The organism is Pseudomonas sp. BP8, from assembly GCF_017875955.1.
Taxonomy (GTDB): domain Bacteria; phylum Pseudomonadota; class Gammaproteobacteria; order Pseudomonadales; family Pseudomonadaceae; genus Aquipseudomonas.
Genome location: NZ_JAGINK010000001.1, coordinates 1,364,899 through 1,388,355, shown reverse-complemented (window position 1 = coordinate 1,388,355; position 23,457 = coordinate 1,364,899). Strand labels below are relative to the sequence as shown.

Annotated in this window: 22 protein-coding genes; 10 read left to right on the top strand and 12 right to left on the bottom strand. The window is 62.6% G+C overall.

Going from position 1 to position 23,457, the window contains the following annotated elements; genetic code table 11:
- Window positions 1-928: 928 nt before the first annotated feature.
- Entirely contained in the window at window positions 929-2,296 is a 1,368-nt protein-coding gene (radA, locus tag J3B00_RS06030) for a DNA repair protein RadA (RefSeq protein ID WP_209865443.1), read from the bottom strand.
- Window positions 2,297-2,472: 176 nt separating this feature from the next.
- Here radA and mscL point away from each other — a divergent pair, with 176 nt between their 5' ends.
- The gene (gene mscL / locus J3B00_RS06025) at window positions 2,473-2,892 is read left to right on the top strand and encodes a large-conductance mechanosensitive channel protein MscL (protein WP_209865440.1); all 420 of its coding nucleotides are present in this window, start codon (window positions 2,473-2,475) and stop codon (window positions 2,890-2,892) included.
- A gap of 97 nt (window positions 2,893-2,989) precedes the next feature.
- On the opposite strand, the gene J3B00_RS06020 is transcribed toward mscL, so the two are convergent.
- Window positions 2,990-3,766 (bottom strand): ferredoxin--NADP reductase, encoded by a 777-nt coding sequence (locus J3B00_RS06020; protein WP_209865437.1) that lies wholly within the window; start codon window positions 3,764-3,766, stop codon window positions 2,990-2,992.
- A gap of 196 nt (window positions 3,767-3,962) precedes the next feature.
- On the opposite strand from J3B00_RS06020, the gene J3B00_RS06015 reads away from it, so the two are divergent.
- A complete protein-coding gene (locus J3B00_RS06015; RefSeq protein ID WP_209865434.1) occupies window positions 3,963-4,667 on the top strand; it encodes an autoinducer binding domain-containing protein in 705 nt (234 codons plus the stop codon).
- Between the two features lie 96 nt (window positions 4,668-4,763).
- The gene (locus J3B00_RS06010) at window positions 4,764-5,888 is read left to right on the top strand and encodes a methyltransferase (RefSeq protein WP_209865431.1); all 1,125 of its coding nucleotides are present in this window, start codon (window positions 4,764-4,766) and stop codon (window positions 5,886-5,888) included.
- A gap of 113 nt (window positions 5,889-6,001) precedes the next feature.
- Here the strand turns inward: J3B00_RS06010 and J3B00_RS06005 are convergent, their stop codons facing one another.
- Genes J3B00_RS06005 through J3B00_RS05995 form a run of 3 tightly spaced genes read right to left on the bottom strand, consistent with a single transcriptional unit; the run spans window position 6,002 to window position 8,621 of the window.
- Entirely contained in the window at window positions 6,002-6,154 is a 153-nt protein-coding gene (locus J3B00_RS06005) for a DUF2474 domain-containing protein (protein ID WP_209865428.1), read from the bottom strand.
- Window positions 6,155-6,167: 13 nt separating this feature from the next.
- Window positions 6,168-7,175 (bottom strand): cytochrome d ubiquinol oxidase subunit II, encoded by a 1,008-nt coding sequence (cydB, locus tag J3B00_RS06000; RefSeq protein WP_209865424.1) that lies wholly within the window; start codon window positions 7,173-7,175, stop codon window positions 6,168-6,170.
- Window positions 7,176-7,178: 3 nt separating this feature from the next.
- Entirely contained in the window at window positions 7,179-8,621 is a 1,443-nt protein-coding gene (locus J3B00_RS05995) for a cytochrome ubiquinol oxidase subunit I (protein WP_209865421.1), read from the bottom strand.
- 343 nt (window positions 8,622-8,964) lie between these two features.
- On the opposite strand from J3B00_RS05995, the gene J3B00_RS05990 reads away from it, so the two are divergent.
- A complete protein-coding gene (locus tag J3B00_RS05990) occupies window positions 8,965-10,218 on the top strand; it encodes an MFS transporter (RefSeq protein ID WP_209865418.1) in 1,254 nt (417 codons plus the stop codon).
- On the opposite strand, the gene J3B00_RS05985 is transcribed toward J3B00_RS05990, so the two are convergent.
- On the bottom strand, window positions 10,213-10,692 hold the full coding sequence (locus tag J3B00_RS05985) for a GNAT family N-acetyltransferase (RefSeq protein WP_209865415.1): 480 nt from the start codon (window positions 10,690-10,692) through the stop codon (window positions 10,213-10,215). The genes J3B00_RS05990 and J3B00_RS05985 overlap by 6 nt on opposite strands.
- A 200-nt stretch (window positions 10,693-10,892) precedes the next feature.
- Here J3B00_RS05985 and J3B00_RS05980 point away from each other — a divergent pair, with 200 nt between their 5' ends.
- Window positions 10,893-12,188 carry an NCS2 family permease gene (locus J3B00_RS05980; RefSeq protein WP_209865412.1) on the top strand — a complete coding sequence of 432 codons (1,296 nt, stop codon included), beginning with the start codon at window positions 10,893-10,895 and terminating at the stop codon, window positions 12,186-12,188.
- Window positions 12,185-13,270, top strand: a complete 1,086-nt coding sequence (trmA, locus tag J3B00_RS05975) for a tRNA (uridine(54)-C5)-methyltransferase TrmA (protein ID WP_209865409.1) — start codon at window positions 12,185-12,187, stop codon at window positions 13,268-13,270. Before J3B00_RS05980 ends, trmA begins: the two co-directional genes overlap by 4 nt.
- A gap of 82 nt (window positions 13,271-13,352) precedes the next feature.
- Here trmA and pcaG read toward each other — a convergent pair whose 3' ends face one another.
- Both pcaG and pcaH read right to left on the bottom strand, forming a co-directional pair.
- Window positions 13,353-13,958 carry a protocatechuate 3,4-dioxygenase subunit alpha gene (pcaG, locus tag J3B00_RS05970; protein ID WP_209865406.1) on the bottom strand — a complete coding sequence of 202 codons (606 nt, stop codon included), beginning with the start codon at window positions 13,956-13,958 and terminating at the stop codon, window positions 13,353-13,355.
- Between the two features lie 11 nt (window positions 13,959-13,969).
- On the bottom strand, window positions 13,970-14,689 hold the full coding sequence (gene pcaH, locus J3B00_RS05965) for a protocatechuate 3,4-dioxygenase subunit beta (protein ID WP_209865403.1): 720 nt from the start codon (window positions 14,687-14,689) through the stop codon (window positions 13,970-13,972).
- 201 nt (window positions 14,690-14,890) lie between these two features.
- On the opposite strand from pcaH, the gene J3B00_RS05960 reads away from it, so the two are divergent.
- Window positions 14,891-15,775 (top strand): neutral zinc metallopeptidase, encoded by an 885-nt coding sequence (locus J3B00_RS05960; RefSeq protein ID WP_209865400.1) that lies wholly within the window; start codon window positions 14,891-14,893, stop codon window positions 15,773-15,775.
- 203 nt (window positions 15,776-15,978) lie between these two features.
- A complete protein-coding gene (locus tag J3B00_RS05955; protein ID WP_209865397.1) occupies window positions 15,979-17,898 on the top strand; it encodes a methyl-accepting chemotaxis protein in 1,920 nt (639 codons plus the stop codon).
- Between the two features lie 39 nt (window positions 17,899-17,937).
- Here J3B00_RS05955 and ggt read toward each other — a convergent pair whose 3' ends face one another.
- From ggt to J3B00_RS05940, 3 genes are all read right to left on the bottom strand, one after another.
- Complete coding sequence (ggt, locus tag J3B00_RS05950; protein WP_209865394.1) at window positions 17,938-19,605, bottom strand: gamma-glutamyltransferase; 1,668 nt, start codon at window positions 19,603-19,605, stop codon at window positions 17,938-17,940.
- A 118-nt stretch (window positions 19,606-19,723) separates the two neighbouring features.
- Window positions 19,724-20,620: a LysR family transcriptional regulator gene (locus J3B00_RS05945; protein WP_209865391.1), complete on the bottom strand. Its 897-nt coding sequence runs from the start codon at window positions 20,618-20,620 to the stop codon at window positions 19,724-19,726.
- Between the two features lie 83 nt (window positions 20,621-20,703).
- A complete protein-coding gene (locus J3B00_RS05940; RefSeq protein WP_209865388.1) occupies window positions 20,704-21,291 on the bottom strand; it encodes an NAD(P)H-dependent oxidoreductase in 588 nt (195 codons plus the stop codon).
- A gap of 180 nt (window positions 21,292-21,471) precedes the next feature.
- Here J3B00_RS05940 and J3B00_RS05935 point away from each other — a divergent pair, with 180 nt between their 5' ends.
- The gene (locus J3B00_RS05935) at window positions 21,472-21,786 is read left to right on the top strand and encodes a putative quinol monooxygenase (protein WP_209865385.1); all 315 of its coding nucleotides are present in this window, start codon (window positions 21,472-21,474) and stop codon (window positions 21,784-21,786) included.
- Here J3B00_RS05935 and J3B00_RS05930 read toward each other — a convergent pair.
- Entirely contained in the window at window positions 21,776-22,540 is a 765-nt protein-coding gene (locus tag J3B00_RS05930) for a sulfite exporter TauE/SafE family protein (protein ID WP_209865382.1), read from the bottom strand. The two genes, J3B00_RS05935 and J3B00_RS05930, sit on opposite strands and share 11 nt — an antisense overlap.
- Window positions 22,541-22,825: 285 nt before the next feature.
- Between J3B00_RS05930 and J3B00_RS05925 the strand changes: the two genes are divergently transcribed.
- Window positions 22,826-23,431: a CDP-alcohol phosphatidyltransferase family protein gene (locus J3B00_RS05925; RefSeq protein ID WP_209865379.1), complete on the top strand. Its 606-nt coding sequence runs from the start codon at window positions 22,826-22,828 to the stop codon at window positions 23,429-23,431.
- Window positions 23,432-23,457 lie beyond the last annotated feature (26 nt).

Sequence of the window (23,457 nt, the reverse complement as noted above, 5' to 3'; positions counted from 1 at the left end):
TCCGGCCCTTCGCTGCGCTACGGGTTCCCTCGCTCCGGTCTCCTGAAGTCGCCAAGTTACGGGTGGCGTCTGGGCTGGCGTTGTTTTTGATAGTGACAGGTGGGGTGGATATTCGGGCCTCTTCGCGGGACAAGCCCGCTACAGGGGGGTTACGCCGAATTCAAAATCGGCGCAATACCTGTAATCGATGGACTCGCCCCCGCCGAGGCCGGTACTGCCAACGCAAATCGCAGGGCGCAGCCCTGCCCAGCCACACCACAAATCCGCTCGTAAACAAACAAAGCGAGAGCGCAGCGATTCGCCTGCCAGCAGTGGCTGTTGATCTTGATCTGCGCTCGGCCTCCTGAAGTCGCGAAGTTACGGGCGGCGTCTGGGCTGGCGTTGTTTTCGATAGTGACAGGTGGGGGTGGATATTCGGGCCTCTTCGCGGGGCAAGCCCGCTCCTACAGGGGTTACGCCGAATTCAAAATCGGCGCAATACCTGTAGGAGCGGGCTTGTCCCGCGAAGAGGCCGGTACTGCCAACGCAAATCGCAGGGCGCAGCCCTGCCCAGCCACACCAAAATTCCGCTCGTAAACAAACAAAGCGAGAGCGCAGCGATTCGCCTGCCGTTGCCCTGGCTGTTGATCTTGATCTTGCTCTTGATCTACAGCGACTTCAGGAGGCCGAGCGCAGGTCTTGCGCAGGGAGGTGGAGGCCATGGATGGCCGGAAAGCGCTGAGGCCCAGGATGGGCCGTACAGCGCGGTCCTCCCGGAGCAAGACCGGAGTGAGGGAACCCCGAAGCGCAGCGTAGGGGCCGGATGCAGGAGCAAGCGGTTTTTGGTTACTTTTTTCCAAGAAAAAAAGTGACCCGCCGTAAGGGCGGAAGGGGCCAGAAAAGTCACTACATCAAATGGATAAGCCCACAATTCCTAAACAAGCCACGGTCACTCAAACAAAGCGTCCAGCGCCTGCTCCAGACGAGTAACGGCGATCACCTGCAGACCAGCCGGCGACTCTTTCGGCGCATTGCCCTTGGGCACGATCGCCCGCTTGAAACCATGCTTGGCCGCCTCCTTCAAACGCTCCTGGCCACTAGGCACCGGCCGCACCTCGCCCGACAAACCAATCTCGCCGAACACCAGCAAACCATGCGCCAACGGCCGGTTACGCAGGCTCGACATCACTGCCGCCAGCAACGCCAGGTCAGACGCCGTCTCAAGCACCTTGACCCCGCCGACCACGTTGAGGAACACATCCTGGTCATGAGTGGGAATGCCACCATGCCGGTGCAACACCGCCAGCAGCATCGCCAGGCGGTTCTGGTCCAGGCCCAGGGTGACCCGCCGGGGGTTAGCCAGGTGACTGTCGTCAACCAGCGCCTGAACTTCGACCAGCATTGGCCGAGTCCCTTCCCAAGTAGCCATGACCACACTACCGGGGACTTCTTCCTGAGCGCGGTTGAGGAAGATCGCCGACGGGTTGGACACCTCTTTCAAGCCACGGTCAGTCATGCCGAACACGCCCAGTTCGTTGACCGCGCCGAAACGGTTTTTCACTGCACGCAGCAAGCGCAACCGGCCGTCCGATTCGCCTTCGAAATACAGCACGGTATCGACCATGTGCTCCAGCACCCTGGGCCCAGCCAGCGAGCCTTCCTTGGTCACGTGGCCAACCAGAAAGATCGCCGTGCCGCTCTGCTTGGCGTAGCGCACCAGCAGCGCCGCGCTTTCGCGTACCTGGGCAACGCCGCCAGGCGCTGACTGCAACTGCTCGGTGAAAATGGTCTGGATCGAGTCGATGACCATCACCCGCGGCTTTTCAATGCGCGCCGTGGCGATGATGGTCTCGATGCAGGTCTCGGTCATCACCTTGAGCTGGTCCTGCGGTAGCCCCAGGCGCCGCGAACGCATTGCTACTTGCTGCTGGGACTCTTCGCCAGTGACATACAGCGCCGGCATGCTGGTGGCGATATTGCACAAGGTCTGCAGGAGAATGGTCGACTTGCCGATGCCCGGATCGCCGCCGATCAACACCACCGAGCCGTCGACCAGACCGCCACCCAGCACCCGATCGAGCTCGGCGCTGCTGGTGGTGAAACGCGGGATCTCTTCGACGCTGACCTCGGCCAGGGTCTTGATCTGCGCCTGCTGGCCAGTCCAGCTGGCACGCCCGCTGGGCGCCGCTGCGCCGCCGCTTTCGATCATGGTCTCGACCAAGGTATTCCAGGCGCCGCACTCGCCGCACTGGCCGGCCCATTTGGGAAAGGTCGCGCCGCACTCGGTGCAGCCATACAAGCGCTTGGCCTTGGCCATAGGGGCAGTCTCCGGGCAAAAGTCGCCATGATAGCCGAGCCAGCGCTGTCTCGAACCCCAAGCGATGCGACAAAACTATTCGATCTAACCGAAGTCACTAACTGCAGGAATCACGCAGGCCGCGTTCAAGTGGCTTACACTGCGTTTACTTATCCATTTGTTACAAGGAACAGACCATGGGCATGATCAGTGAATTCAAGGCGTTTGCGGTAAAAGGCAATGTCGTCGACATGGCGGTCGGTATCATCATCGGCGCCGCCTTTGGCAAGATCGTCTCGTCGTTTGTCGGCGACGTGGTGATGCCGCCGCTAGGCCTGCTGATCGGCGGCGTGGACTTCAGTGACCTGGCTATTACCCTCAAGGCGGCCGAGGGCGATATTCCGGCGGTGATGCTGGCGTATGGCAAGTTCATTCAGACGGTCATCGACTTCGTCATCGTCGCCTTCGCCATCTTCATGGGTGTCAAGGTGATCAACCGGCTCAAGCGCGAAGAAGCCGTAGCGCCGAGCGTGCCGCCAGCGCCAACCCCGCAGGAAACCTTGCTGACCGAGATTCGTGACCTGCTGAAAACGCAGAATCAGAATCGCTTGCCCTGATAACTGAATGGGGGCGCGTAGCGCCCCTTTTGCGACACAATGCCGCTCCAACACGGTTCACTGCATCCCGTTCGATCGGCGCTGCAAGCGCTGTCCGTTACCAGTAGTTTTCTACCGCGACCTGCCCCGGGCGCTTGCTCAGGTTCAACTGCAGGTCTCGCGCCTTGAGCACCTTGCGCGTGTCATCGATCATCTGCGGGTTGCCGCAGAGCATGATGCGCGAATGCTCCGGGGAAAACTCAAGCCCCGCCGCACGCTCCAGCTCTCCATTTTCGATCAGCGTGGTAATCCGCGCATTGAGTGCGCCTGGGTGCGCCTCACGGGTGACCACCGGAATGAACTGCAGCTTGCCGGCGAACTCCGCCAAATATTCACGCTGCTCCAGACCGGCGATCTCGTCGAGGTAGGCCAGCTCGTTAGCCTCTCGCACCGAGTACACCAGCTTGATCGAGTCAAACCGCTCCCAGGCCTCAAAGTCCTGCAGGATCGACATGAACGGTGCGATGCCGGTACCCGTGGCCAGCAGCCACAAGTCGCGACCATCAGTGAAACGGTCCAGGGTCAGGTAGCCAAACGCCTGCCGATCAATCAGCAGGGTATCGCCCTCGCCAAGCCGACTGAGCTCGCTAGTGAACTCTCCGCCCGGGACCACAATCGAAAAGAAGTCCAGGTGTTCGTCATGCGGTGCGCTGACCATCGAGTAAGCCCGCCAGACCACACTGCCATCGGCCTTGGTTACGCCCAGCCGGGCAAACTGCCCGGAGCGAAAGCGAAACCCAGCGTCGCGGCTGACCCGCAGGGAGAACAGGCTTGGCGTCAACGGCTGGACGTCGAGCAGGGTCTGGCGGGTGAATTTGTCGGCGCTGGCGGTCATGACGGGCTCCATAAATCAGATGCGCCCAGTTTCGCCCAAAGCGACGGGGATGAACACCGACGGTTTGCAAGGGCAAGCCCGATGCATAGGTGCCCTAGCATGCTATTACAAAAATATCTGACAAATTCCAAGGACGTTTCCTACACTCTACCGGGCGAATCTGCCATCGGATCCAGCCAATTACTGGGAGCACGCAATGTCGCAATGGAGTTCTGACCAGCTGCAGGTGCTCTTGGCCCAGCGCGAGCCGCAGCAACTGTTCAGCCGCGCCCTGAGGCTCGTTGAAGACTTGGGGATGTCGTATCTGGGCCTCACCTTGCACATCCACATCGCCGCCAGCCGTCCGAAGATCATTCTTTACAACAACTATCCGCGCGCGTGGACCGCCTACTACACCAGCGACGAAGTGTTCAAACAGGACCCGGTCGCCAACCAGTGTCACCGCTCGACGCTGGCGGCGCTGTGGACCGACGACCTGTACAGCGAGGTCCCGGAATTTCGTGAAAAGGCCTGCAGCCATGGTTTGCGCCATGGCTGGACCCAGTCAGTCCATGATCAACGGCACAATGAGACTCAACTGAGCGTGGCCCGCCCCTTGGGTGCCATCGACATCTGCGAGTTCTACGAAAACAGCGCCCGCGTCCTCTGGCTCTGTCACAACCTGCATGCGCTGCTCAGTGAGCACCACCTGGCCGGCATGGCGCCAGTCCCCAAGCTCACAGAGCGCGAACTGGAAGTGCTCAAATGGTCCGCCGATGGCAAGACCGCTGCGGACATCGCGCGCATCCTGTCGCTGTCGACCAGCACCGTCAACTTCCACATCCGCAGCCTGATCAGCAAGACCAACGCCGCCAACAAGGCCGGTGCCATCGCTATCGCCGCCAGCCGTGGCCTGCTCTGACGCCGGACACCACCGCGTGTGCAAAGCCCTGTAGAATCCCGCCCCTGAAGCTCGTCGTGGTCTGCGGCGGGCAGATTCGTACCCGAGCCCCATGCCATGCCCCTGCTGACCAGCCCCTTCGCCGAACTTGACCTGATCCGCCAACCGGAACAGGCCGATGACCCCCTGCAAGCATTCGATGCCGCCGACCAGTACCTGCTCGAGCACCTGGCCAGCCAGGCGCTACCGGGCGATTGCCGGGTGTTGGTGCTCAATGACAGCTTTGGCGCCCTGGCCGCCAGCCTCTGCACGAAGCTGCAGGTGGTCAGCAGTGGTGATTCGCACCTGGCACGGATGGCCCTGGAAAAAAACCTGGCACGCAACCAGCAGCCGTTCGACAGCGTTCCGTTCATACCGGCCAATCAAGCCTGGCAGGGGCCGTTCGACCGCGTCCTGATACGCGTACCGAAGACCCTCGCCCTGCTCGAAGAACAACTGATCCGCCTGCAAGGCCACCTGGCACCCGGTGCCCAGGTGATCGCCGGAGCGATGATCAAGCACTTGCCACGGGCGGCAGGTGACCTGCTGGAAAAATACATTGGCCCGGTACAGGCCTCGCTGGCGCAGAAAAAAGCCCGCCTGCTGACCGCCAGCGTCGCCGAGCGCCCGCTGAGCGCCTCCCCCTACCCGACTCGCTATCACCTGGATGCGCCGGCGCTTGAACTGGTCAACCACGCCAACGTGTTCTGTCGTGAAGGGCTGGATATCGGCACCCGCGCGTTTCTCCCGCACCTGCCGCGCAACCTTGGCCAGGCGCGTGTTGCTGACCTGGGCTGTGGCAACGGCGTGCTAGGTATTGCCTGCGCCCTGCTCAACCCTGAGGCGCAGTTCACGCTGGTCGACGAGTCGTACATGGCGGTGCAGTCGGCGCTCGACAACTGGCAGGCGGCGCTCGGAGATCGGCTGGTAGAAGTGCAGGCCGCCGATGGGCTGGCGGGGCAGGACAAGCAGTCGCTGGACGTGGTGCTGTGCAACCCGCCGTTCCATCAGCAGCAGGTGGTGGGCGACTTCCTGGCGTGGCGAATGTTCCAGCAGGCGCGCGATGCGCTGGTGGTGGGTGGCGCGCTGTACATCGTCGGCAACCGCCACCTGGGTTATCACAGCAAGCTGGCGCGATTGTTCCGCGGCGTCGAGCAGGTGGCGGCAACGCCCAAGTTCGTGGTGCTCAAGGCGCGCAAGTAACAGTAAATACTTCTGTGCAAGTCAGTGGCGGCCTCTTCGCGGGGCAAGCCCGCTCCTACAAGGTGGAGGTGATCCTGTAGGTGCGGGCTTGCCCCGCGAAGAGGCCATCCTTGTCAGTGGGTGCTGAGCCCTGCCGCACTCATGAACAAGCGCATCAGCCACGCCACCACCCCCAGCGCCGCCACGCTGGCTGCCCAGATCAGTACCAGCCAGCCCAAACGCTGCCACAGCGGTTTCTTCTCTTCGACGCTTTGCTTACTGTTCATTGCGCCCGCCTCCTCAGTGGTAGCCGTCTTCATGGCTCACCTTGCCGCGGAATACGTAGTAGCTCCAGAAGGTGTAGCCGAGGATGAACGGCAGAATGAACAGCGTACCCACCAGCATGAAGCCCTGGCTCTGCGGCGGCGCAGCGGCCTCCCAGATGGAAATCGACGGCGGGATGATGTTTGGCCAGATGCTGATCCCCAGCCCGCTGTAACCGAGAAAGATCAGCACCAGGGTCAACAAGAACGGGGTGTAGTTGGCGTTGCGCGCCACGGCCTTGAGCAGCCCGTAGAAGGTCACCAGCACCAGGATCGGCACCGGCATGAACCAGAGCAGGTTGGGCATGCTGAACCAGCGATCGGCGATCTGCGGATAGGCCAGTGGCGTCCACAGGCTGACGATGCCGATCACCACCAGCAACACCAGCGCCAACGGCCGGGCGAGGTCGTGCATCTGCTTCTGCAACGGCCCCTCGGTCTTCATGATCAGCCAGGTGCAGCCGAGCAAGGTGTAGGCGACTATCAGCCCCAGCCCGGAATACAGGCTGAACGGCGTCAGCCAGTCCAGCGAGCCGCCCGCATAGTGGCGGTCGACTACCTTGAAGCCTTCGATGAACGCCCCCAGCGCCACGCCCTGGAAGAACGTCGCAACCAGTGAGCCACCAATGAACGCCTTGTCCCACAGGTGGCGCTTGTCATCCTTGGCCTTGAAGCGGAACTCGAACGCCACGCCGCGGAAGATCAACCCCACCAGCATCAGGATCAACGGCAGGTACAGCGCCTCCAGTACCACCGAGTAGGCCATCGGGAAGGCGCCGAACAAGCCGGCACCGCCCAGTACCAACCAGGTTTCGTTGCCATCCCACACCGGCGCGACGGTATTCATCATGACATCGCGGTCGCGCTCGGCTTTTACGAACGGGAAGAGCATGCCAATGCCCAGGTCGAAGCCGTCCATCACTACGTACATCATGACGCCGAAGATAATGATGACGGCCCAGATCAGCGGAAGATCGATACCCATGGCTCAGGCCTCCTTGTTCAGGCTGGCGGCGCCGGCAGTGGCGTCGGCGTTGTCATCGGCAGCAGACAGCGGCCGTGCCGGCGTACGTTGCTGACCGGGACCGCCCGGTGGCTGGGTGTTGCCCTCGCCAGTGTGCGGGCCTTTGCGCACCAGGCGCATCATGTAGCCAAGGCCAGTACCAAACAGGGCGAAATAGACCACCACGAAGATCACCAGGGTCAGGCTGAGCTGCAGGGTGCTGTGATTGGAAACGCCTTCGGAGGTGCGCATCAGGCCATACACCACCCACGGCTGGCGGCCGATCTCGGTGGTGAACCAGCCCGCGAGGATCGCAATCAGCCCGGACGGCCCCATCCACAGCGCCAGGTAGAGGAACGGCTTGCAGCTGTACAGCTTGTCGCCTTTGCGCAGCCACAGGCTCCACAGACCGACGAAGATCATCAGCAAACCAAGGCCGACCATTACCCGGAACGACCAGAACACGATGGTCGAGTTGGGCCGGTCTGCCGCGGGGAATTCCTTCATTGCCGGCACTTGCTTGTCGAGACTGTGGGTCAGGATCAGACTGCCCAACGCCGGTATCTCCACCTTGTAGCGAGTGGTCTCGGCCTGCATGTCCGGGATACCAAACAGAATCAGCGGGGTCGGCTCGCCGGGGACGTTCTCCCAGTGGCCTTCGATGGCAGCGATCTTCACCGGCTGGTGCTTGAGGGTGTTGAGGCCATGGAAATCGCCGATCACCGCCTGTACGGGAGCGACGATCAAGGCCATCCACATGGCCATCGAGAGCATCTTGCGCACCGCAGGGTTGTCCCGCCCGCGCAGCAGGTGCCAGGCGGCGGACGCACCCACGAAGAAGGCCGTGGCGACGAACGCGGCAGTAGCCATGTGCATCAGTCGATAAGGGAACGACGGATTGAAGATGATCATCAGCCAGTCGACTGGCACCACGCGGCCGTCGATGATTTCGTGACCCTGCGGCGTCTGCATCCAGCTGTTGGAGGCGAGGATCCAGAAGGTCGAAACCAACGTCCCCAGCGCCACCATCAGGGTCGAGAAGAAGTGCAGGCCACGCCCTACGCGGTTCCAGCCAAACAGCATGACGCCGAGGAATCCGGCCTCGAGGAAGAACGCGGTAAGCACCTCGTAGGTGAGCAAGGGGCCGGTGACTGCCCCGGCGAAATCCGAGAAGCGGCTCCAGTTGGTCCCGAACTGGTAGGCCATGACCAGGCCCGAGACCACGCCCATGCCGAAGTTGACGGCGAAGATCTTCGACCAGAAATGGTAGAGGTCTTTATAGACACTCTCGTGGGTCTTCAGCCACAAACCCTCGAGGACCGCAAGATAGCTCGCCAAGCCAATGGTGATGGCCGGGAACAGGATGTGAAACGACACGGTAAAGGCAAACTGGATTCGGGCGAGCTCTAGGGCTTCTAAGCCGAACATGGTGCTTCCTCTTCAGATAATCCGGCATCCGGGCTGGTGGCCCGTCGCCCACTGCCCCCACGGTTATCGAGTGCGGCGCGTTGGAATTGTTCTGTTCGATCGCAGGGATTCTGGCCTTGTGGCCAACTCGTTGCTTTTGGAACGATTGATCCAAATCAACGGCTGTGTTCAAGCATAGTCCCGAATGGGCGGAGCAGGCGTGTGGTGGAATGCCGCGTGACCGCTTGTCTCACCCGCTTTACCAAGACGTGAAAAGGTGCTCACTTCGCGCCATAGCAACCATTTGTTACAAACAGGTGGTACGCTCAGCACCCCAAGGATCGCCGAGGCTGCAGGTTTCACGATGTCCGACGCCACCCCGCAGTTACTACGTCACCATCGCCCCTTTCTCGCCTTCTGGCTGGCCCGTGTGTTCACCGCCAGTGGCTTCCAGATGCTCACGGTGGCCATCGGCTGGCAGCTCTACCAACTGACCGGCAACGTGCTCGACCTGGGCTTGGTTGGCCTGGTCGAATTTGCCCCGCGTGTGCTGTTCATGCTGCATACCGGGCATGTTGCCGACCGCTACGACCGGCGCAAGGTCGCCGCTCTGTGTCAGAGCCTGCAGGGGCTGATCGCCATGGCGCTGGTGGTGGGCAGCGCGACTGACAACGTCAGCCGCGAGTTGATCTTCATCCTGGCCTTCCTGCTGGGGGCCACCCGCTCGTTCGAAATGCCCGCGACCCAGGCGTTGCTGCCCAACGTGGTGCCACCGGGCCTGTTTCCCCGCGCGGTAGCGGCGTCGGCGTCGGCGACCCAGGCCGCGACCATCGTCGCCCCGGCAATTGGCGGCTTGCTGTATGCCTTCGGCAGTATCTGGGTGTACGGCCCGACCGTGGCGCTGTACGCGATTGCCTGCGCGCTGACGCTGAGCCTGGATGCCCGCCAACAGGTCGCGCAGCGCGGCCGCGCCAGCCTGGAGTCACTGCTGGCCGGAATCCGCTTCATCCGCAGCCGCCCGGACATTCTCGGCGCCATCTCGCTGGACCTGTTCGCGGTGCTGCTCGGCGGCGCCACCGCGCTGTTGCCCGTATTCGCCAAGGACATCCTGCTTACCGGCCCGTGGGGCTTGGGCCTGTTGCGCTCGGCACCGGCGGTCGGCGCCTTGCTGATGTCAGTGTGGCTGGCGCGCTTCCCGTTCGAACGCAAGGTTGGCCGGACCATGTTCACTGCCGTCGGGGTGTTTGGCGTGGCCACCATCGCCTTTGGCCTGTCGACCTCGTTCTGGTTCTCGCTGGCGGTGCTGGTGGTACTGGGCGCGGCCGACATGATCAGCATGGTCATCCGCAGCTCGTTCGTGCAGTTGGAGACGCCGGATGAGATGCGCGGCCGAGTCAGCGCAGTGAACGGCTTGTTCATCGGCGCCTCGAATCAGCTCGGCGAGTTCGAATCCGGGGTCACCGCGCACTGGTTTGGCACAGTGCCGGCGGTAGTGCTCGGCGGGGTCGGCACGCTGGTGGTGACCGGGGTGTGGATAAAACTGTTCCCGACATTGGCCGGGCGCGATCAACTGCACAGCAAACCTGTCGAGCACGCGCCAGCCGCGGGCCACTCATAGCAGCAGGGTCAGGCACTGCTCGTAACCGCTGCGGGCGCGGTAACCGTGTCCGCTGTCCACCCAGCCGGTGGTTCGGTACAAGCCCAGCGCGGCGTGATTGCCAGGGTCGACCGACAACTGCAGGCGAGCGACATCCGGCCACATGGCGCGGACCCGCCCCGGCAAGGCCTGCATGCACGAACGCCCAACGCCGCGCCCTTGAACCCGCTTGTCGACCTGAAGCGCCGTCATCACCGCTGCGTCAGCCTGGGCCCAAGCGGGCAAAAATGCGCCACGCTGGAGCAACAGCAACGCCTGTGGCACGCCCTCGACCACCAGCACCAGCGCGCGCCGCTGATCGCTCGGGCTGCTCAGCAGCAGGTACAACGCACTGGCCACATCCCCGGCGTACTGCTGTTGCTCGGGGTGCAGCTGGATATCCTCCAGTTGCTCGCGCTGAACCGGGGTCAAGTCACGGTAATCGATCAGTTGCACAAGGGTGCTCTCAAGATGGCCGCCGACGGCGCGCGGCACAGAATCTGCAGTGTATCGCGACATTGATTACCGCTCACCGAGCATGCTGGTATGATGCGCGGCTTTTTTCTGCCCCACATAAACCACGGCATCCGGTACGGTCTGTGCTTTGCTGATGGGGTCGATACATTCACGGCGCCGGGGGCGCCAGGGGAGCGGGCATGCTGGAAAGGCTGTTTCAACTAAAAGCACACAACACCAATGTGCGCACCGAAATACTCGCGGGCGTCACGACCTTCCTGGCCATGGCCTATATCCTGTTCGTCAACCCGAGCATCCTCGGCGAGACCGGCATGGACAAGGGAGCGATCTTCGTCGCCACCTGCCTGGCTGCAGCCATCGGCTCGGTGACCATGGGCCTGATCGCCAACTACCCGATCGCCCTGGCGCCGGGCATGGGCCTCAACGCCTTCTTCACCTACACCGTGGTGCTGCACCTGGGGCACACCTGGCAAGTGGCACTGGGGGCGGTGTTCCTGTCGGCGGTGCTGTTCTTCCTGCTGTCGATCTTCCGCATTCGCGAGTGGATCGTGAACAGCATTCCGCTGCCCCTGCGCTCGGCGATTGCCGCGGGTATTGGCCTGTTCCTGGCGCTGATCGCGCTGAATAACGCCGGTATCGTCGTCGATAACCCGGCCACACTGGTCGGCCTTGGCGATCTCAAGCAACCGGCGCCGGTCCTGGCCACGCTGGGCTTCTTCCTGATCGTCGCGCTCGAGGCGATGAAGGTCCGAGGCGCCGTGCTGATCGGTATCCTGGCGGTCACCGTGGCGTCGATCCTGATGGGCGTGACGCCATTCGCCGGAGTGGTCTCGATGCCGCCTTCGTTGGCACCGACCTTCCTCCAGCTGGATATCGCCGGCGCCCTCGACGTGGGCCTGGTCAGCGTGATCTTCGCCTTCCTGTTCGTCGACCTGTTCGACAATTCCGGCACCCTCATCGGCGTCGCCAAGCGTGCCGGTCTGATGGGCAAGGACGGCCACATGCCGAAGATGGGCCGCGCGCTGATCGCCGACAGTACCGCTGCAATGGCCGGCTCACTGCTGGGCACCTCGACCACCACCAGCTACATCGAATCAGCTGCGGGCGTGAGTGCCGGTGGCCGCACCGGCCTGACCGCCATCGTCGTCGCGGTGCTGTTCCTGCTGGCGCTGTTCTTTGCCCCGCTGGCCGGCAGCGTGCCCGCCTTTGCCACCGCACCGGCGCTGCTGTTCGTCGCGGTGCTGATGGCCTCGGGCCTGGCCGAAATAAACTGGGATGACGTCACCGAGGCCGCACCGGTAGTGGTGACCGCCCTGGCCATGCCGCTGACCTATTCGATCGCCAATGGCATCGCTTTCGGCTTCATTACCTGGACAGCCATCAAGCTGATCTCGGGTCGCCGCCAGGACCTCAATCCGGCGCTGGTGATCCTCTCTATTCTGTTCGTCATCAAGCTGGGCTGGTTCAACGCATGAGTGCTGTCTTCGATCCGTCTTCCTATGAAACCCTGCTGACGCCCAAGGTCGAGCGCCTGCGTGATCTGCTCGCGCCGTTCGATGCGCCGGAGCCGGCGGTATTCGACTCGCCGCGTGCACACTATCGCCTGCGCGCCGAGTTTCGCCTGTGGCGCGAGGAAGGCCAGCGTCACTATGCGATGTTCGCCCCGGGTGAGAAGCACAAGGCGATCCTGATCGACGACTTCCCTATCGCCAGCGAACGTATCAATGCGCTGATGCCGCGCTTGAAAGCGGCGTGGCAGGCCAGCGAAGCGCTGAGCAACCGGCTGTTCCAGGTGGAGTTCCTGACCACCTTGGCGGGCGATGCGATGATTACCCTGTGCTATCACCGGCCGCTGGACGAAGCCTGGGAAGTGGCCGCTCGGCAGTTGGCTGAAGACCTCGGTGTGAGCCTGATCGGTCGCTCCAAGGGCAAGCGCCTGGTGATCGGCCGCGACTATGCGGTAGAGAAACTGGACATCGCCGGGCGCACCTTCAGTTACCGCCAACCCGAAGGCGCCTTCACCCAGCCGAACGGCGCGGTGAACCAGAAGATGCTCAACTGGGCCTTCGAGGCTATCGGCGAACGTGACGACGACCTGCTCGAGTTGTACTGCGGCAACGGCAACTTCACCCTGCCGCTGGCCACCCGCGTGCGCCAGGTGCTGGCCACCGAGATCAGCAAGACCTCGGTCAACGCTGCCCTGCACAACCTCGACGAGAACGCCGTGGGCAACGTGCGCCTGGTGCGCCTGTCGGCGGAAGAGCTGACCCAGGCCCTCAACGAGGTGCGGCCGTTCCGTCGCCTGGAAGGCATCGACCTGAAAAGCTACGACTTCGGCACGGTGTTCGTCGACCCGCCCCGCGCCGGCATGGACCCGGACACCTGCGAGCTGACCCGCCGCTTCGAACGCATCCTGTACATCTCTTGTAACCCGGAAACCCTGGCGGCAAACATCGCCCAGCTGCACGATACCCACCGTATCGAACGCTGCGCGCTGTTCGACCAGTTCCCCTACACCCATCACATGGAAAGCGGGGTGTTGCTGGTTCGCCGCTGAGCTGAAACGCAATCGCGGGGCAATCCCGCTCTCACGCAGTGATCAGCGTGGGAGCGGGTTTGCCCCGCGATGCGTTTGCCGATCAGAAGTCGAAGAACACCGTTTCGCCTTCCCCCTGAATGCGGATATCGAAACGGTATGCCGTCTTCCCATCCACTTCGCAGCGCTTGGCAATCAAGGTTTCACGTCGTTGCGGCTGCTCGATCAGGTTGAGCACCGGGCATTTGGCATTGGCCTCGGCTTCGTCATCGAAATACAGCCGGGTGTGCAGCTGGATATTGATCCCGCGGGCAAACAGGCTGATGTTGATGTGCGGTGCCATCGGCACGCCTGCAGCATTGTTGACCACACCCGGCTTGACCGTGTGCAGGGTCCAATCACCGGAGTCGAAGGTGGTAGCGGTACGACCAAAGCTGTTGAAGGCGTTTTCCAGGTTGTAGTCATCCTGGTAGTCGCCATTGGCGTCGGCCTGCCAGATCTCCAGGAACGAGTCGCGCACCAGATGGCCGTTGCCATCGTAGACCTGGCCAAGCAACAGGATGTGCTCGCCCGAGGCCTCGGGACGGGCCAGGCGGTTCCAGATTTCCTGGTCGCGGACCGGGTTACCGGCCGCTTCCAGGGCCAGGCCGATGTGAACGTAGGGGCCGGCAGTCTGCGAGGGGGTTTCCGGCAGCAGTTCGATGGGCATGACGGAGCTCCTCAGCGGTTTTCGAAGTGGGTCTGGCGCTGGCCGCGCAGAACGATGTCAAAGCGGTAGGCCAGGCAATCCATCGGGTTGGCGTTGCTCATGTCGAGCTTGGCGATCAACTGCTGGACCGCTTGCGGGTTGGCGATGGACTTGACGATCGGGCACAGCGGGATGAGCGGGTCACCCTCGAAGTACAGCTGGGTGATCAGTTTGGTCGAGATCGACGGGCCGCTGACCGAGACGTGGATGTGCGCCGGCCGCCAGTCATTGGGGCCATTGCGCCATGGGTAAGGGCCCGGCTTGATGGTACGGAAGCTGTAGTAGCCGTCGCTGTCGGTCAGGCTGCGGCCGACGCCACCAAAGTTGGGGTCGAGCGGGGCCAGGTAGCGGTCGTTCTTGTGCCGGTAGCGGCCACCAGCGTTGGCCTGCCACATTTCCACCAGGGTGTTGGGCACTGGCTTGCCGTACTGGTCGATCACGCGGCCGGCAACGATGATCCGCTCACCAATCGGCAAGCCACCGTTGTTGAAGTTCAGCAGCAGGTCGTTGTCATGCTGGCCGAAGCGCAGGTGGGTGAAGTCCGGCCCTGTGCTTTCGCTGATCGACTGCGGAATGCTCACCAGCGCCTGGCGCGGGGAGCGAGCAATCGACGTCTTGTAGTCAGGCGTAAAGGCTTTGGGGTGCCAATTGCGATCACGGATCACGAAGCGGCTGTTGTCCTGGGCGGGCATGCCGTTTTCCTCTTATTGGAATGATACAAACGCCTGGGCGTGGCAGGCGGACTTGCAGTTTCCGACAGGTCGGACGTGATGAACACTGAAATCAGCGGTTTTAGGCATAACCTTTTGGTTATGGGTGTACGCTTCCGTTCACAGAGCGGGTGTGACTGAACTAATCTTTATCCTCATGTTTCAAGGTCCGGAGAGCGCATCATGGAATGGCGAAAAGGCCGACGTAGCGACAATGTCGTCGATGCCCGTGGCGGGGGCGGTGGTGGCGGGATGCGCTTTGGCGGTGGCAAGGGCCTCGGCCTCGGCGCAATCCTGCTGATTGTGGGTATCGGCTGGCTGACCGGCCAGGACCCGATGCAGATCCTCGGCCAACTGGCCGGCCAGATGGAGCAGCAGCAAACCGCTCCCGCCGGTGTCGAGGGCAAGGCGCCACCGGCCAATGACGAGCAGGCCGCGTTTGTCGCGTCGATTCTCGGCGACACCGAAGACACCTGGAAGGCCCTGTTCGCCCAGTCCGGCAAGCAGTACCGCGACCCCAAACTGGTGCTGTTCAGCGGCCAGGTCAGCTCGGCCTGCGGCTTTGCTTCGTCGGCGGTCGGGCCGTTCTACTGCCCGGGCGACCAGCGGGTGTACCTGGACATGAGCTTCTTCCGAGAAATGGAAAGCCGCTTTGCCGCAGCGGGCGACTTCGCCCAGGCCTACGTGATTGCCCACGAGATCGGCCACCATGTGCAGACCCTGCTAGGCGTGTCCGCACAGGTCCAGGCCGCGCGCCAGCGCGGGCAGAAGATGGAAGGCGACAATGGCTTGCTGGTGCGCCAGGAACTACAGGCGGACTGCTTCGCCGGGGTCTGGGCGTATCAGGCGCAAAAACGCCTGAACTGGCTGGAGCCGGGCGACGTCGAGGAGGCGTTGAATGCCGCCAATGCGATCGGCGATGACCGGCTACAGCAACAGGGCCAGGGCCGCGTGGTACCCGACTCGTTCACCCACGGTACCTCGGCGCAGCGCGTGCGCTGGTTCAAGACCGGCTTCGCCAATGGCGATGTGAACCGCTGCGATACCTTCAACGCGCGTAGCCTGTAATTCCTCCAACGCATCTACGCGGATGACACCGCGTAGATGCGTCTGAAAAACCAAGCATTTTCAGTCGGTTACAAATCCCTTGAAAAAGCGTTTCAGCTCCCGGCCAGCTGGCCGATAACTCGTGCACGAATCAGCGGGCACTCAGGAAGAATAACGCCCAGCGATTTAGATCAAGTGAGCGAACAATTTTCTGGAGAGCGTGCATGAACAGCTGGTTTGCCAACATCAGCGTCAACCTCAAACTGGGACTGGGCTTCGGCCTGGTCCTGCTTCTGACCGGCCTGCTGGCCCTGACTGGCTGGACCAGCCTGGGCAGCCTGATCGATCGCAGTAACTGGATGGGCGACATCGGTCAGCTCAACAAAGACCTGACTGACCTGCGCGTCGCGCGCCTGCAATACATGCTGGCCAACGGCGACGACACGGCAGCGGCCAATACCCAGGCCAAGCTGGACACCTTCAGCGCGCAACAGCAGCGCCTGGTCGTCAGCTTCAAGAGCCCGGAAAACGTCAAGCTGCTGAATGAACTGGGCAGCATCATCGACGACTACAAGCAGTCGCTGGCCAAGATGCGTGCGGGCTTCAAGACGACAATGGCCAACCGCGACAACATGAACGTCACGGCGGCCCGGGCCGACGAGATCCTCGATGCAATCAGCCGCGACGTGCTCGCCCAGGCCCAAGTGGACAGCGTACGCCTCGCGCAATACCAGGCCATCAGCAAAACCCGTCAGCAGTTGCTGCAAGTGCGGGTTGACGTGCGCGGCTACATTGCCGACAACAGTGCCGCCAGCGAACAAGCTGCGCTGCGCCAACTCGACGCCGCCCTGGTCGAAGTCGACAACCTCAAGCGCCAGCTGCCCAGCGAAAGTGCTCGCCTGCAGCAGTTTGACCAGAGCGTGCAAGCCTACCGTGACGCCGTGCGGGCGTTCCGCGATGCAGTCGCGGCGATCGCCGTGGCCCGTGCCGAGATGACCGTGCAAGGCGCCGACATCGTCAAACGCAGTGACGCCCTGTACAAGATCCAGATCGAACGCCGCGACATCGAAAGTGAGCAGGCGCGCAACCTGCAGATCATCTCGACGCTGCTGGCGCTGCTGGTCGGCATCTGCGCCGCGATCATCATCACCCGCCAGATCACCCGCCCCCTGCGCGAGACCATGACCGCGGTGGAGCGGATCGCCGCCGGTGACCTCACCCACGACTTGCGCGTGACCCGTCGCGACGAGTTGGGGGTTCTGCAGCAGAGCATCGGCCGTATGGGCACGACCCTGCGCGAGTTGATTGGCGGTATTCGCGACGGCGTCACGCAGATCGCCAGCGCCGCCGAAGAGCTGTCAGCCGTCACCGAGCAGACCAGCGCCGGTGCCAACAGCCAGAAGGTCGAGACCGATCAGGTGGCGACGGCGATGCACGAGATGGCGGCGACCGTTCAGGAAGTGGCACGCAACGCCGAACAGGCTTCGCGCGCGGCGACCGGTGCCGATGACGAGGCGCGTGCCGGTGATCGGGTGGTCGGCGAGGCGATCAGCCAGATCGAGCGCCTGGCCGAGGAAGTCCAGCGCTCTACTGAAGCGATGAACCTGCTCCAGCAGGAAAGCCAGAAGATCGGTAGCGTCATGGACGTGATCAAGTCGGTGGCCGACCAGACCAACCTGCTGGCGCTCAATGCGGCCATCGAAGCGGCCCGTGCCGGCGAGGCCGGTCGCGGCTTTGCCGTGGTGGCCGATGAGGTGCGTGGCTTGGCCCAGCGCACACAGAAGTCTACCGAGGAAATCGAAGAGCTGGTTGCCAGCCTGCAGAACGGCACCCAACAGGTGGCCAACGCCATGCTGGGCAGCAGCAACCTGACTCAGAGCAGCGTCGAACTGGCACGCAAGGCTGGCGGCTCGCTGGAGAGCATTACCCGTACGGTGTCGAGCATTCAGTCGATGAACCAGCAGATCGCCGCGGCGGCCGAGCAGCAGAGCGCCGTGGCGGAAGAGATCAGCCGGAGCATCCTCAACGTGCGCGATGTGTCGGAGCAGACCGCTTCGGCCAGTGATGAGACGGCGGCGTCCAGCGTCGAGCTGGCGCGCTTGGGTGGGCATCTGCAGATGCTGGTAAGCCGGTTCCGCGTCTGACCTTCAGGAGACCGGGGGCCGCCTTGCGGCCCCAGCGGTTTATTTGACGACCCTGCCCTCCCCGCGCCCACGCGGATCAGACGCCGTCTCGATCTTTTCGCCATTGACCCGAATCGCCTGGATATCGCCCATCTCCCAGCCCTGATCCTCGAGCACATAACCCATCTTCTTCAACTCCTCGGCCACCGCCCCGGTCAACGGCGCATAGCTGTCGAAATAGATGGTGTCCTTGGGCAGCAACTGATGATGGACGCGCTGCGCCGCCACCGCCTTTTCCAACGGCATGCCGTAGTCATACAAGTTGTTCATGACCTGGAAGATCGAGGTGAAGATCCGCGAACCGCCCGGCGTGCCGAGCACCAGCGTCACCTTGCCATCGCGGGTCACCAGGCTCGGGCTCATCGACGACAGCATGCGCTTGCCCGGGGCAATCGCGTTGGCATCACCGCCGACCACGCCAAAGGCATTGGCAGTACCCGGCTTGGCACTGAAGTCGTCCATCTCGTCATTGAGCAGGAAGCCCGCCCCCTTGACCACCACGCCGCTGCCGTAATCGAGGTTCAGGGTATAAGTGTTGCTGACCGCGTTGCCCTGGTTGTCGACGATCGAGAAGTGCGTGGTCTGGTGCGGCTCCAGCCCTGGACGGACCTTGTCGGTTGCCGAGATGGCTTCGGGGTTGACCTGCTTGGCCCGCTCGGCGAGGTAATCCTTGGCGATCAACTTATCCACAGGCACATCGGTGAACGCCGGGTCACCGAGGTAGTCGGCACGGTCGGCGAACACCCGTTTCTCGATCTCGGCCAACAGGTGGATGTAGCGCGCAGAGTTCTGCTCGACGCCCTTGAAGTCCGCAGCGCGGTTCTCCTTGATGCCGAGCAACTGGGCCAGGGCGACCCCGCCAGAGCTCGGCGGCGGCGCGGTGTAGACCACATTGCCGCGCCAGTCGATGGCCATCGGCTCACGCCACAGCGCCTTGTAGTCCTTGAGGTCGTCTTTGCTGATCAGGCCCTTGTCGGCCTGCATCTGTGCCACCAGCAGGTCGGCGGTCTTGCCCTGGTAGAACTCGCTGACGCCTTTGTCGGCAATGCGCTCAAGGGTCTGCGCCAGCTCCGGCTGCCTGAACAGCTCACCCACCTTCATGCTGCCAAAGTAGTCATTGAAGTTGGTGGCGGTCTTGAACATGCCTTGGGCGTCGTCGCGGTACTGGTACTGCTTCTGGGCGACCTTGAAGCCATTCTTGGCGTAGCCGATGGCTGGAGTCAGCAGCTCGCTCCACGGCAGCTTGCCGAATTTCTGGTGGGCTTCCCACATGCCCATGACCGTGCCCGGCACGCCAGCGGCGCGCACGCCGACCAGACTGAGGTTCTCGATGACCTCGCCTTTCTCGTCCAAGTACATGTTGCGCGTAGCCGCTTTGGGTGCCACTTCGCGGTAGTCGAGGAAGTACGGCTTGCCGTCGACGTACAAGGTCATGAAACCGCCGCCGCCGATGTTGCCGGCCTCAGGGTAGGTCACTGCCAGGGTAAACGCCGTGGCTACCGCGGCATCTACCGCGTTGCCGCCCTTCTTGAGAATATCGGCGGCTACCTGTGCACCATATTGATCAGGCGCAGCCACCGCGCCGCCTTCCAGCGTGACGGCAAATGCCGACGAACAGCTCAGGATAGAGGCCCCGAGGGCCATGGCCTGGAACATGACAAGACGCATGCGCACATCCTTGGTGTTGTTTTTGTTGATCAGTCATTAAGGCCGAAGCCCTCCAACTAAGCAAACACCCGAACCGCAAGACGACGCCAATCAGTCAGACTTGTCGCGTTCAGAACACTCAGCAGGCATAAACCGCGAGCTTGTGCTGGATGAAGTCGAGGAAGCACTGGATGCGCAGGGCCAGCTGGGTGTTGCGGTAGTAGACCGCATGGATCGGCTGGCGATAACCGTTGTTGAGGTCGGCCAGCAGCACCTGCAGGCGCCCGGCGCGAATATCTTCGTGGGTCATGAAGTGCGACAGGCTGACGATACCCTCCCCGGCCAGCGCCAGCTGACGCAGGGTCTCGCCGCTGGAAGCAAGCAGGCTGGGACGAATACTCCAGCGGTCACCTTCGGCATGGCGCAAGGGCCACTGGTTGAGGGTTTCGGGCTGGCTGAAGCCGAGCAGACAGTGCTGGTCGAGGTCTTCGACCGTGTGCGGCATGCCTCGCCGCTGCAGATACGCCGGGCTCGCCAGAATCTGTACCGGGCTGCAGCCCAGCGAGCGCGCATGCAGGCTGGAGTCGGCCAGATCACCAATGCGAATGGCGACATCGGTGCGCTGTTCCAGCAGGTCGATGATCAGGTCATCGGTGTTCAGCTCCAGCTCGATGTCCGGGTATTGCTGACGAAACTCGCCGATCCACGGCACGATGGCGTGCAGCATGAACGGCGCCGCCGCATTGATCCGCAATCGCCCGGAAGGGGTTTGCCGGTTCATCGTCAGGCGCTCTTCCATCTCGTCCATCTGTTCGAGAATGGCCCGCGAACGCTCGAGAAAAAACCGCCCCTCCTCGGTCAGGTCCATGCGCCGGGTGGTGCGGTTGACCAGCGTGGTACCGAGCTTGGCCTCCAGCCGCGACAAGGTCCGGCTGACGGCCGAGGGCGTCTGGCCCATCTGCTCGGCGGCAGCCGAGATCGAACCACAGTCGATCACGCTGACGAATACCTGGAGTTCTTCGGAACGGGTTTTCACGCTGTGCGCCTGTCGTAGGGGGTGCGCTGATTGTCGACCGTTGATTGCCAGGCGAGCAAGCCTGATCGGCGCCCCGCCATGCTTCACTGGGCGCCAAAGACCTTAGCCAGGTGCGCCTCATACGCTGCCAGGGTGGCAGGCAGGTCCGGACGCTTCATCACATCCACTGCCAGGAACGTCGGCAAGCCAGTCATCCCCAGGAACTGATTGGCCTTGTGGAACGGGAAGTACACCGCATCCACGCCCTTGCCTTCAAAGAAATCGCTCGGATCATCAAACGCTTGCCGGGGTGCATTCCAGGTGGCCGAGATCATGTACTGCTTGCCTTGAATCAGCCCGCCGCTGCCGTACTTCTGCGACGCATCGGAACGGGTCCGCCCATCACTGGCGTACAGGCTGCCATGCCCTTCGGTGAACACTTCATCGATGTACTGCTTGACGGTATACGGCGCGCCCATCCACCAACCTGGCATCTGGTAGATGACGACGTCGGCCCACAGGTACTTCTCGACCTCTTCCTTGATGTCGTAGCCACCATCAATAAAGGTCTGTTTGACGTCATAGCCTGCGCGATCGAGGTAGGCAACCGCGAGCTCATGCAAGGTTTCATTCAAGCGGCCGTCAGAATGGGCAAACTGTTTACCGCCGTTGAGCAGGAGAATCTTTTTCATGCTGAGCCTCTGGGCATCTGTGTCGATCCGAAGACCGAAGCGAATTGGATGGCGGCAGATTAGAGGCTCGCGAGTGCGCGAAACAGCAGCGTCAGAGCAAAATACATTTGCGTTCAAATCACAAATTACAATTTGATTGTTGCTTTAGAATCGCTTCACCACCTTTATAGAGATCCCCTCATGAGCGAGCAATATGCCTTCATTCTGAAAGCCAAGACCCGTCCGGAAATGGCCGACGCCTTTGAACAGTTGTTCAGTGCCTATGTTGCGCCAAGCCGGCTGGAACCCGGCTGCATCGAGTACCACATGCTGCGCGACAAACAAGACCCAAGCCTGTTCGTGTTTTATGAGGTCTGGGCCAACAAGGCTGCGCTGGACGTACATTCGGCGCTGCCACACATGCAGCAGTTTTCTGCGCAGCGGATGGATTACCTGGAGCGTGACTTCGAAGTGCAACTGATCGACATGCTCAGCCCGTCCTCGGCTAGCCGTTGACCAGCAGGTGGGTGCCGAGCAACGCCAGGCCAATGAAGAAACAGCGTTTGAACAGCTGCGCACTGATGTGCTGGCGCAGCCATTGACCGGCGGACATGCCCAGCAGGGCTGGCGCCAGCATCAGCAGCGACGCGCCCAACGCCTGGCCGCCCAGCGCATCCTGGCCGGTCAGACCCAGCGCCAGGGCGAGGGTCGAGACCGTGAACGACAGGCCCAGGGCCTGGACCATTTCGTCACGCGATAGGCCCAAGCCCTGCAGATACGGCACCGCCGGCATCACGAAGACGCCGGTCGCCGCGGTAATCACCCCCGTCACCAGGCCGCACAATGGCCCCAGCCAGGGCTCCTGTCGTGGCGCCACGCGAAAGCCACGCCCGAACAGCCCGTACAGGGCGTACACCAGCAACGCCGCACCCAGCGCGTGCGCGGCCCACGGGCCGCTGTCGATGCCCAGCCAGATGCTGCCCAGCAAGGTGCCGACGAAGATCATCAGCAACATCCCCGCCAGCCGCCGCAACAGCGCCAGCAGATGCCCGCCGTTGGCCAGCTGCCACAGGTTGGTCAGGGTCGACGGCACGATCAACAACGCTGCCGCCTGCGCCGGTGGCATGGCCAGGCCGAGCAGGCCCATGGCGATGGTCGGCAGGCCCAGGCCGATGACGCCCTTGACCGTGCCGGCCAGGATGAACGTCAGTACCACCAGCAGCGACAGGGCCGGGCCTATGTCTTGATAGAAGGCGAGAACATGCGTCATGCGGGGCCTGTGTGCGCGTTTGCAGGATAGGTGGCGGCGCTGATTACGCGCCTGGAGCGCACGGCCTCTTCGCGGGGCAAGCCCGCTACAGGTTCTGCGCCAGCCGAATGACTACCTGTAGCGGGCTTGCCCCGCGAGAGGCCGTGACAGTCACGGTCCGAATTTAGCAGACCGACAAACGCCTTTGCCAACCACGCCAGGTTTTCACGCAAGATCCCGCTTGCCACCGGGCAAATGCAGTCCCCACAATCACCCGCCTAGACGCACCCGAAAAAGGAATTCCACGTGCCCTCCATCTATCAGCTCAAACCGCGCTTCCAGGCGCTGTTGCGCCCAGCAGTGCAGCGCCTGTACGACCGTGGCGTCACCGCCAACCAGGTCACCGTCGCCGCCGCCGTGGTTTCAGTGCTGCTTGGCCTGCTGCTGGCCGGGCTGCCCCAGGTCACCTGGCTGTTCATCCTGATCCCCGTGTGGATGCTGCTGCGCATGGCGCTCAACGCCGTGGACGGCATGCTCGCGCGGGAATTCGGCCAGCAGTCGCGCCTGGGTGCCTACCTCAACGAGTTGAGTGATGTGATCGCCGATGCGGCGCTGTACCTGCCGTTCGCGCTGCTGGCAGGGGTATCGCCGACGCTGGTGGTGCTGGTGGTGCTGAGTGCAGTCATCAGCGAGTATGCGGGGGTGATGGGGCCGCTGGCTGGCGCGTCGCGGCGTTACGACGGGCCGATGGGCAAGAGCGATCGGGCCTTTGCTTTCGGCGTGCTGGGTGCCGGGGTCGCCTTCGGCCTGCTCAATGCAAGCTGGATCAACGGCTTGTTGCTGGTCATTCTGCTGCTCTCGCTCTATACCCTCTACAACCGGGTGCGCCGAGGGCTGGCCGAAACCCGCTGACCCCTTCGCCGCCGGACAAGGACCTC

Bases quoted from the DNA above. Each gene is read 5' to 3' on its own strand.
- radA (WP_209865443.1), bottom strand. From the start codon at position 2,296: ATGGCCAAGGCCAAGCGCTTGTATGGCTGCACCGAGTGCGGCGCGACC.
- mscL (WP_209865440.1), top strand. From the start codon at position 2,473: ATGGGCATGATCAGTGAATTCAAGGCGTTTGCGGTAAAAGGCAATGTC.
- J3B00_RS06020 (WP_209865437.1), bottom strand. From the start codon at position 3,766: ATGACCGCCAGCGCCGACAAATTCACCCGCCAGACCCTGCTCGACGTC.
- J3B00_RS06015 (WP_209865434.1), top strand. From the start codon at position 3,963: ATGTCGCAATGGAGTTCTGACCAGCTGCAGGTGCTCTTGGCCCAGCGC.
- J3B00_RS06010 (WP_209865431.1), top strand. From the start codon at position 4,764: ATGCCCCTGCTGACCAGCCCCTTCGCCGAACTTGACCTGATCCGCCAA.
- J3B00_RS06005 (WP_209865428.1), bottom strand. From the start codon at position 6,154: ATGAACAGTAAGCAAAGCGTCGAAGAGAAGAAACCGCTGTGGCAGCGT.
- cydB (WP_209865424.1), bottom strand. From the start codon at position 7,175: ATGGGTATCGATCTTCCGCTGATCTGGGCCGTCATCATTATCTTCGGC.
- J3B00_RS05995 (WP_209865421.1), bottom strand. From the start codon at position 8,621: ATGTTCGGCTTAGAAGCCCTAGAGCTCGCCCGAATCCAGTTTGCCTTT.
- J3B00_RS05990 (WP_209865418.1), top strand. From the start codon at position 8,965: ATGTCCGACGCCACCCCGCAGTTACTACGTCACCATCGCCCCTTTCTC.
- J3B00_RS05980 (WP_209865412.1), top strand. From the start codon at position 10,893: ATGCTGGAAAGGCTGTTTCAACTAAAAGCACACAACACCAATGTGCGC.
- trmA (WP_209865409.1), top strand. From the start codon at position 12,185: ATGAGTGCTGTCTTCGATCCGTCTTCCTATGAAACCCTGCTGACGCCC.
- pcaG (WP_209865406.1), bottom strand. From the start codon at position 13,958: ATGCCCATCGAACTGCTGCCGGAAACCCCCTCGCAGACTGCCGGCCCC.
- pcaH (WP_209865403.1), bottom strand. From the start codon at position 14,689: ATGCCCGCCCAGGACAACAGCCGCTTCGTGATCCGTGATCGCAATTGG.
- J3B00_RS05960 (WP_209865400.1), top strand. From the start codon at position 14,891: ATGGAATGGCGAAAAGGCCGACGTAGCGACAATGTCGTCGATGCCCGT.
- J3B00_RS05955 (WP_209865397.1), top strand. From the start codon at position 15,979: ATGAACAGCTGGTTTGCCAACATCAGCGTCAACCTCAAACTGGGACTG.
- ggt (WP_209865394.1), bottom strand. From the start codon at position 19,605: ATGCGTCTTGTCATGTTCCAGGCCATGGCCCTCGGGGCCTCTATCCTG.
- J3B00_RS05940 (WP_209865388.1), bottom strand. From the start codon at position 21,291: ATGAAAAAGATTCTCCTGCTCAACGGCGGTAAACAGTTTGCCCATTCT.
- J3B00_RS05935 (WP_209865385.1), top strand. From the start codon at position 21,472: ATGAGCGAGCAATATGCCTTCATTCTGAAAGCCAAGACCCGTCCGGAA.
- J3B00_RS05930 (WP_209865382.1), bottom strand. From the start codon at position 22,540: ATGACGCATGTTCTCGCCTTCTATCAAGACATAGGCCCGGCCCTGTCG.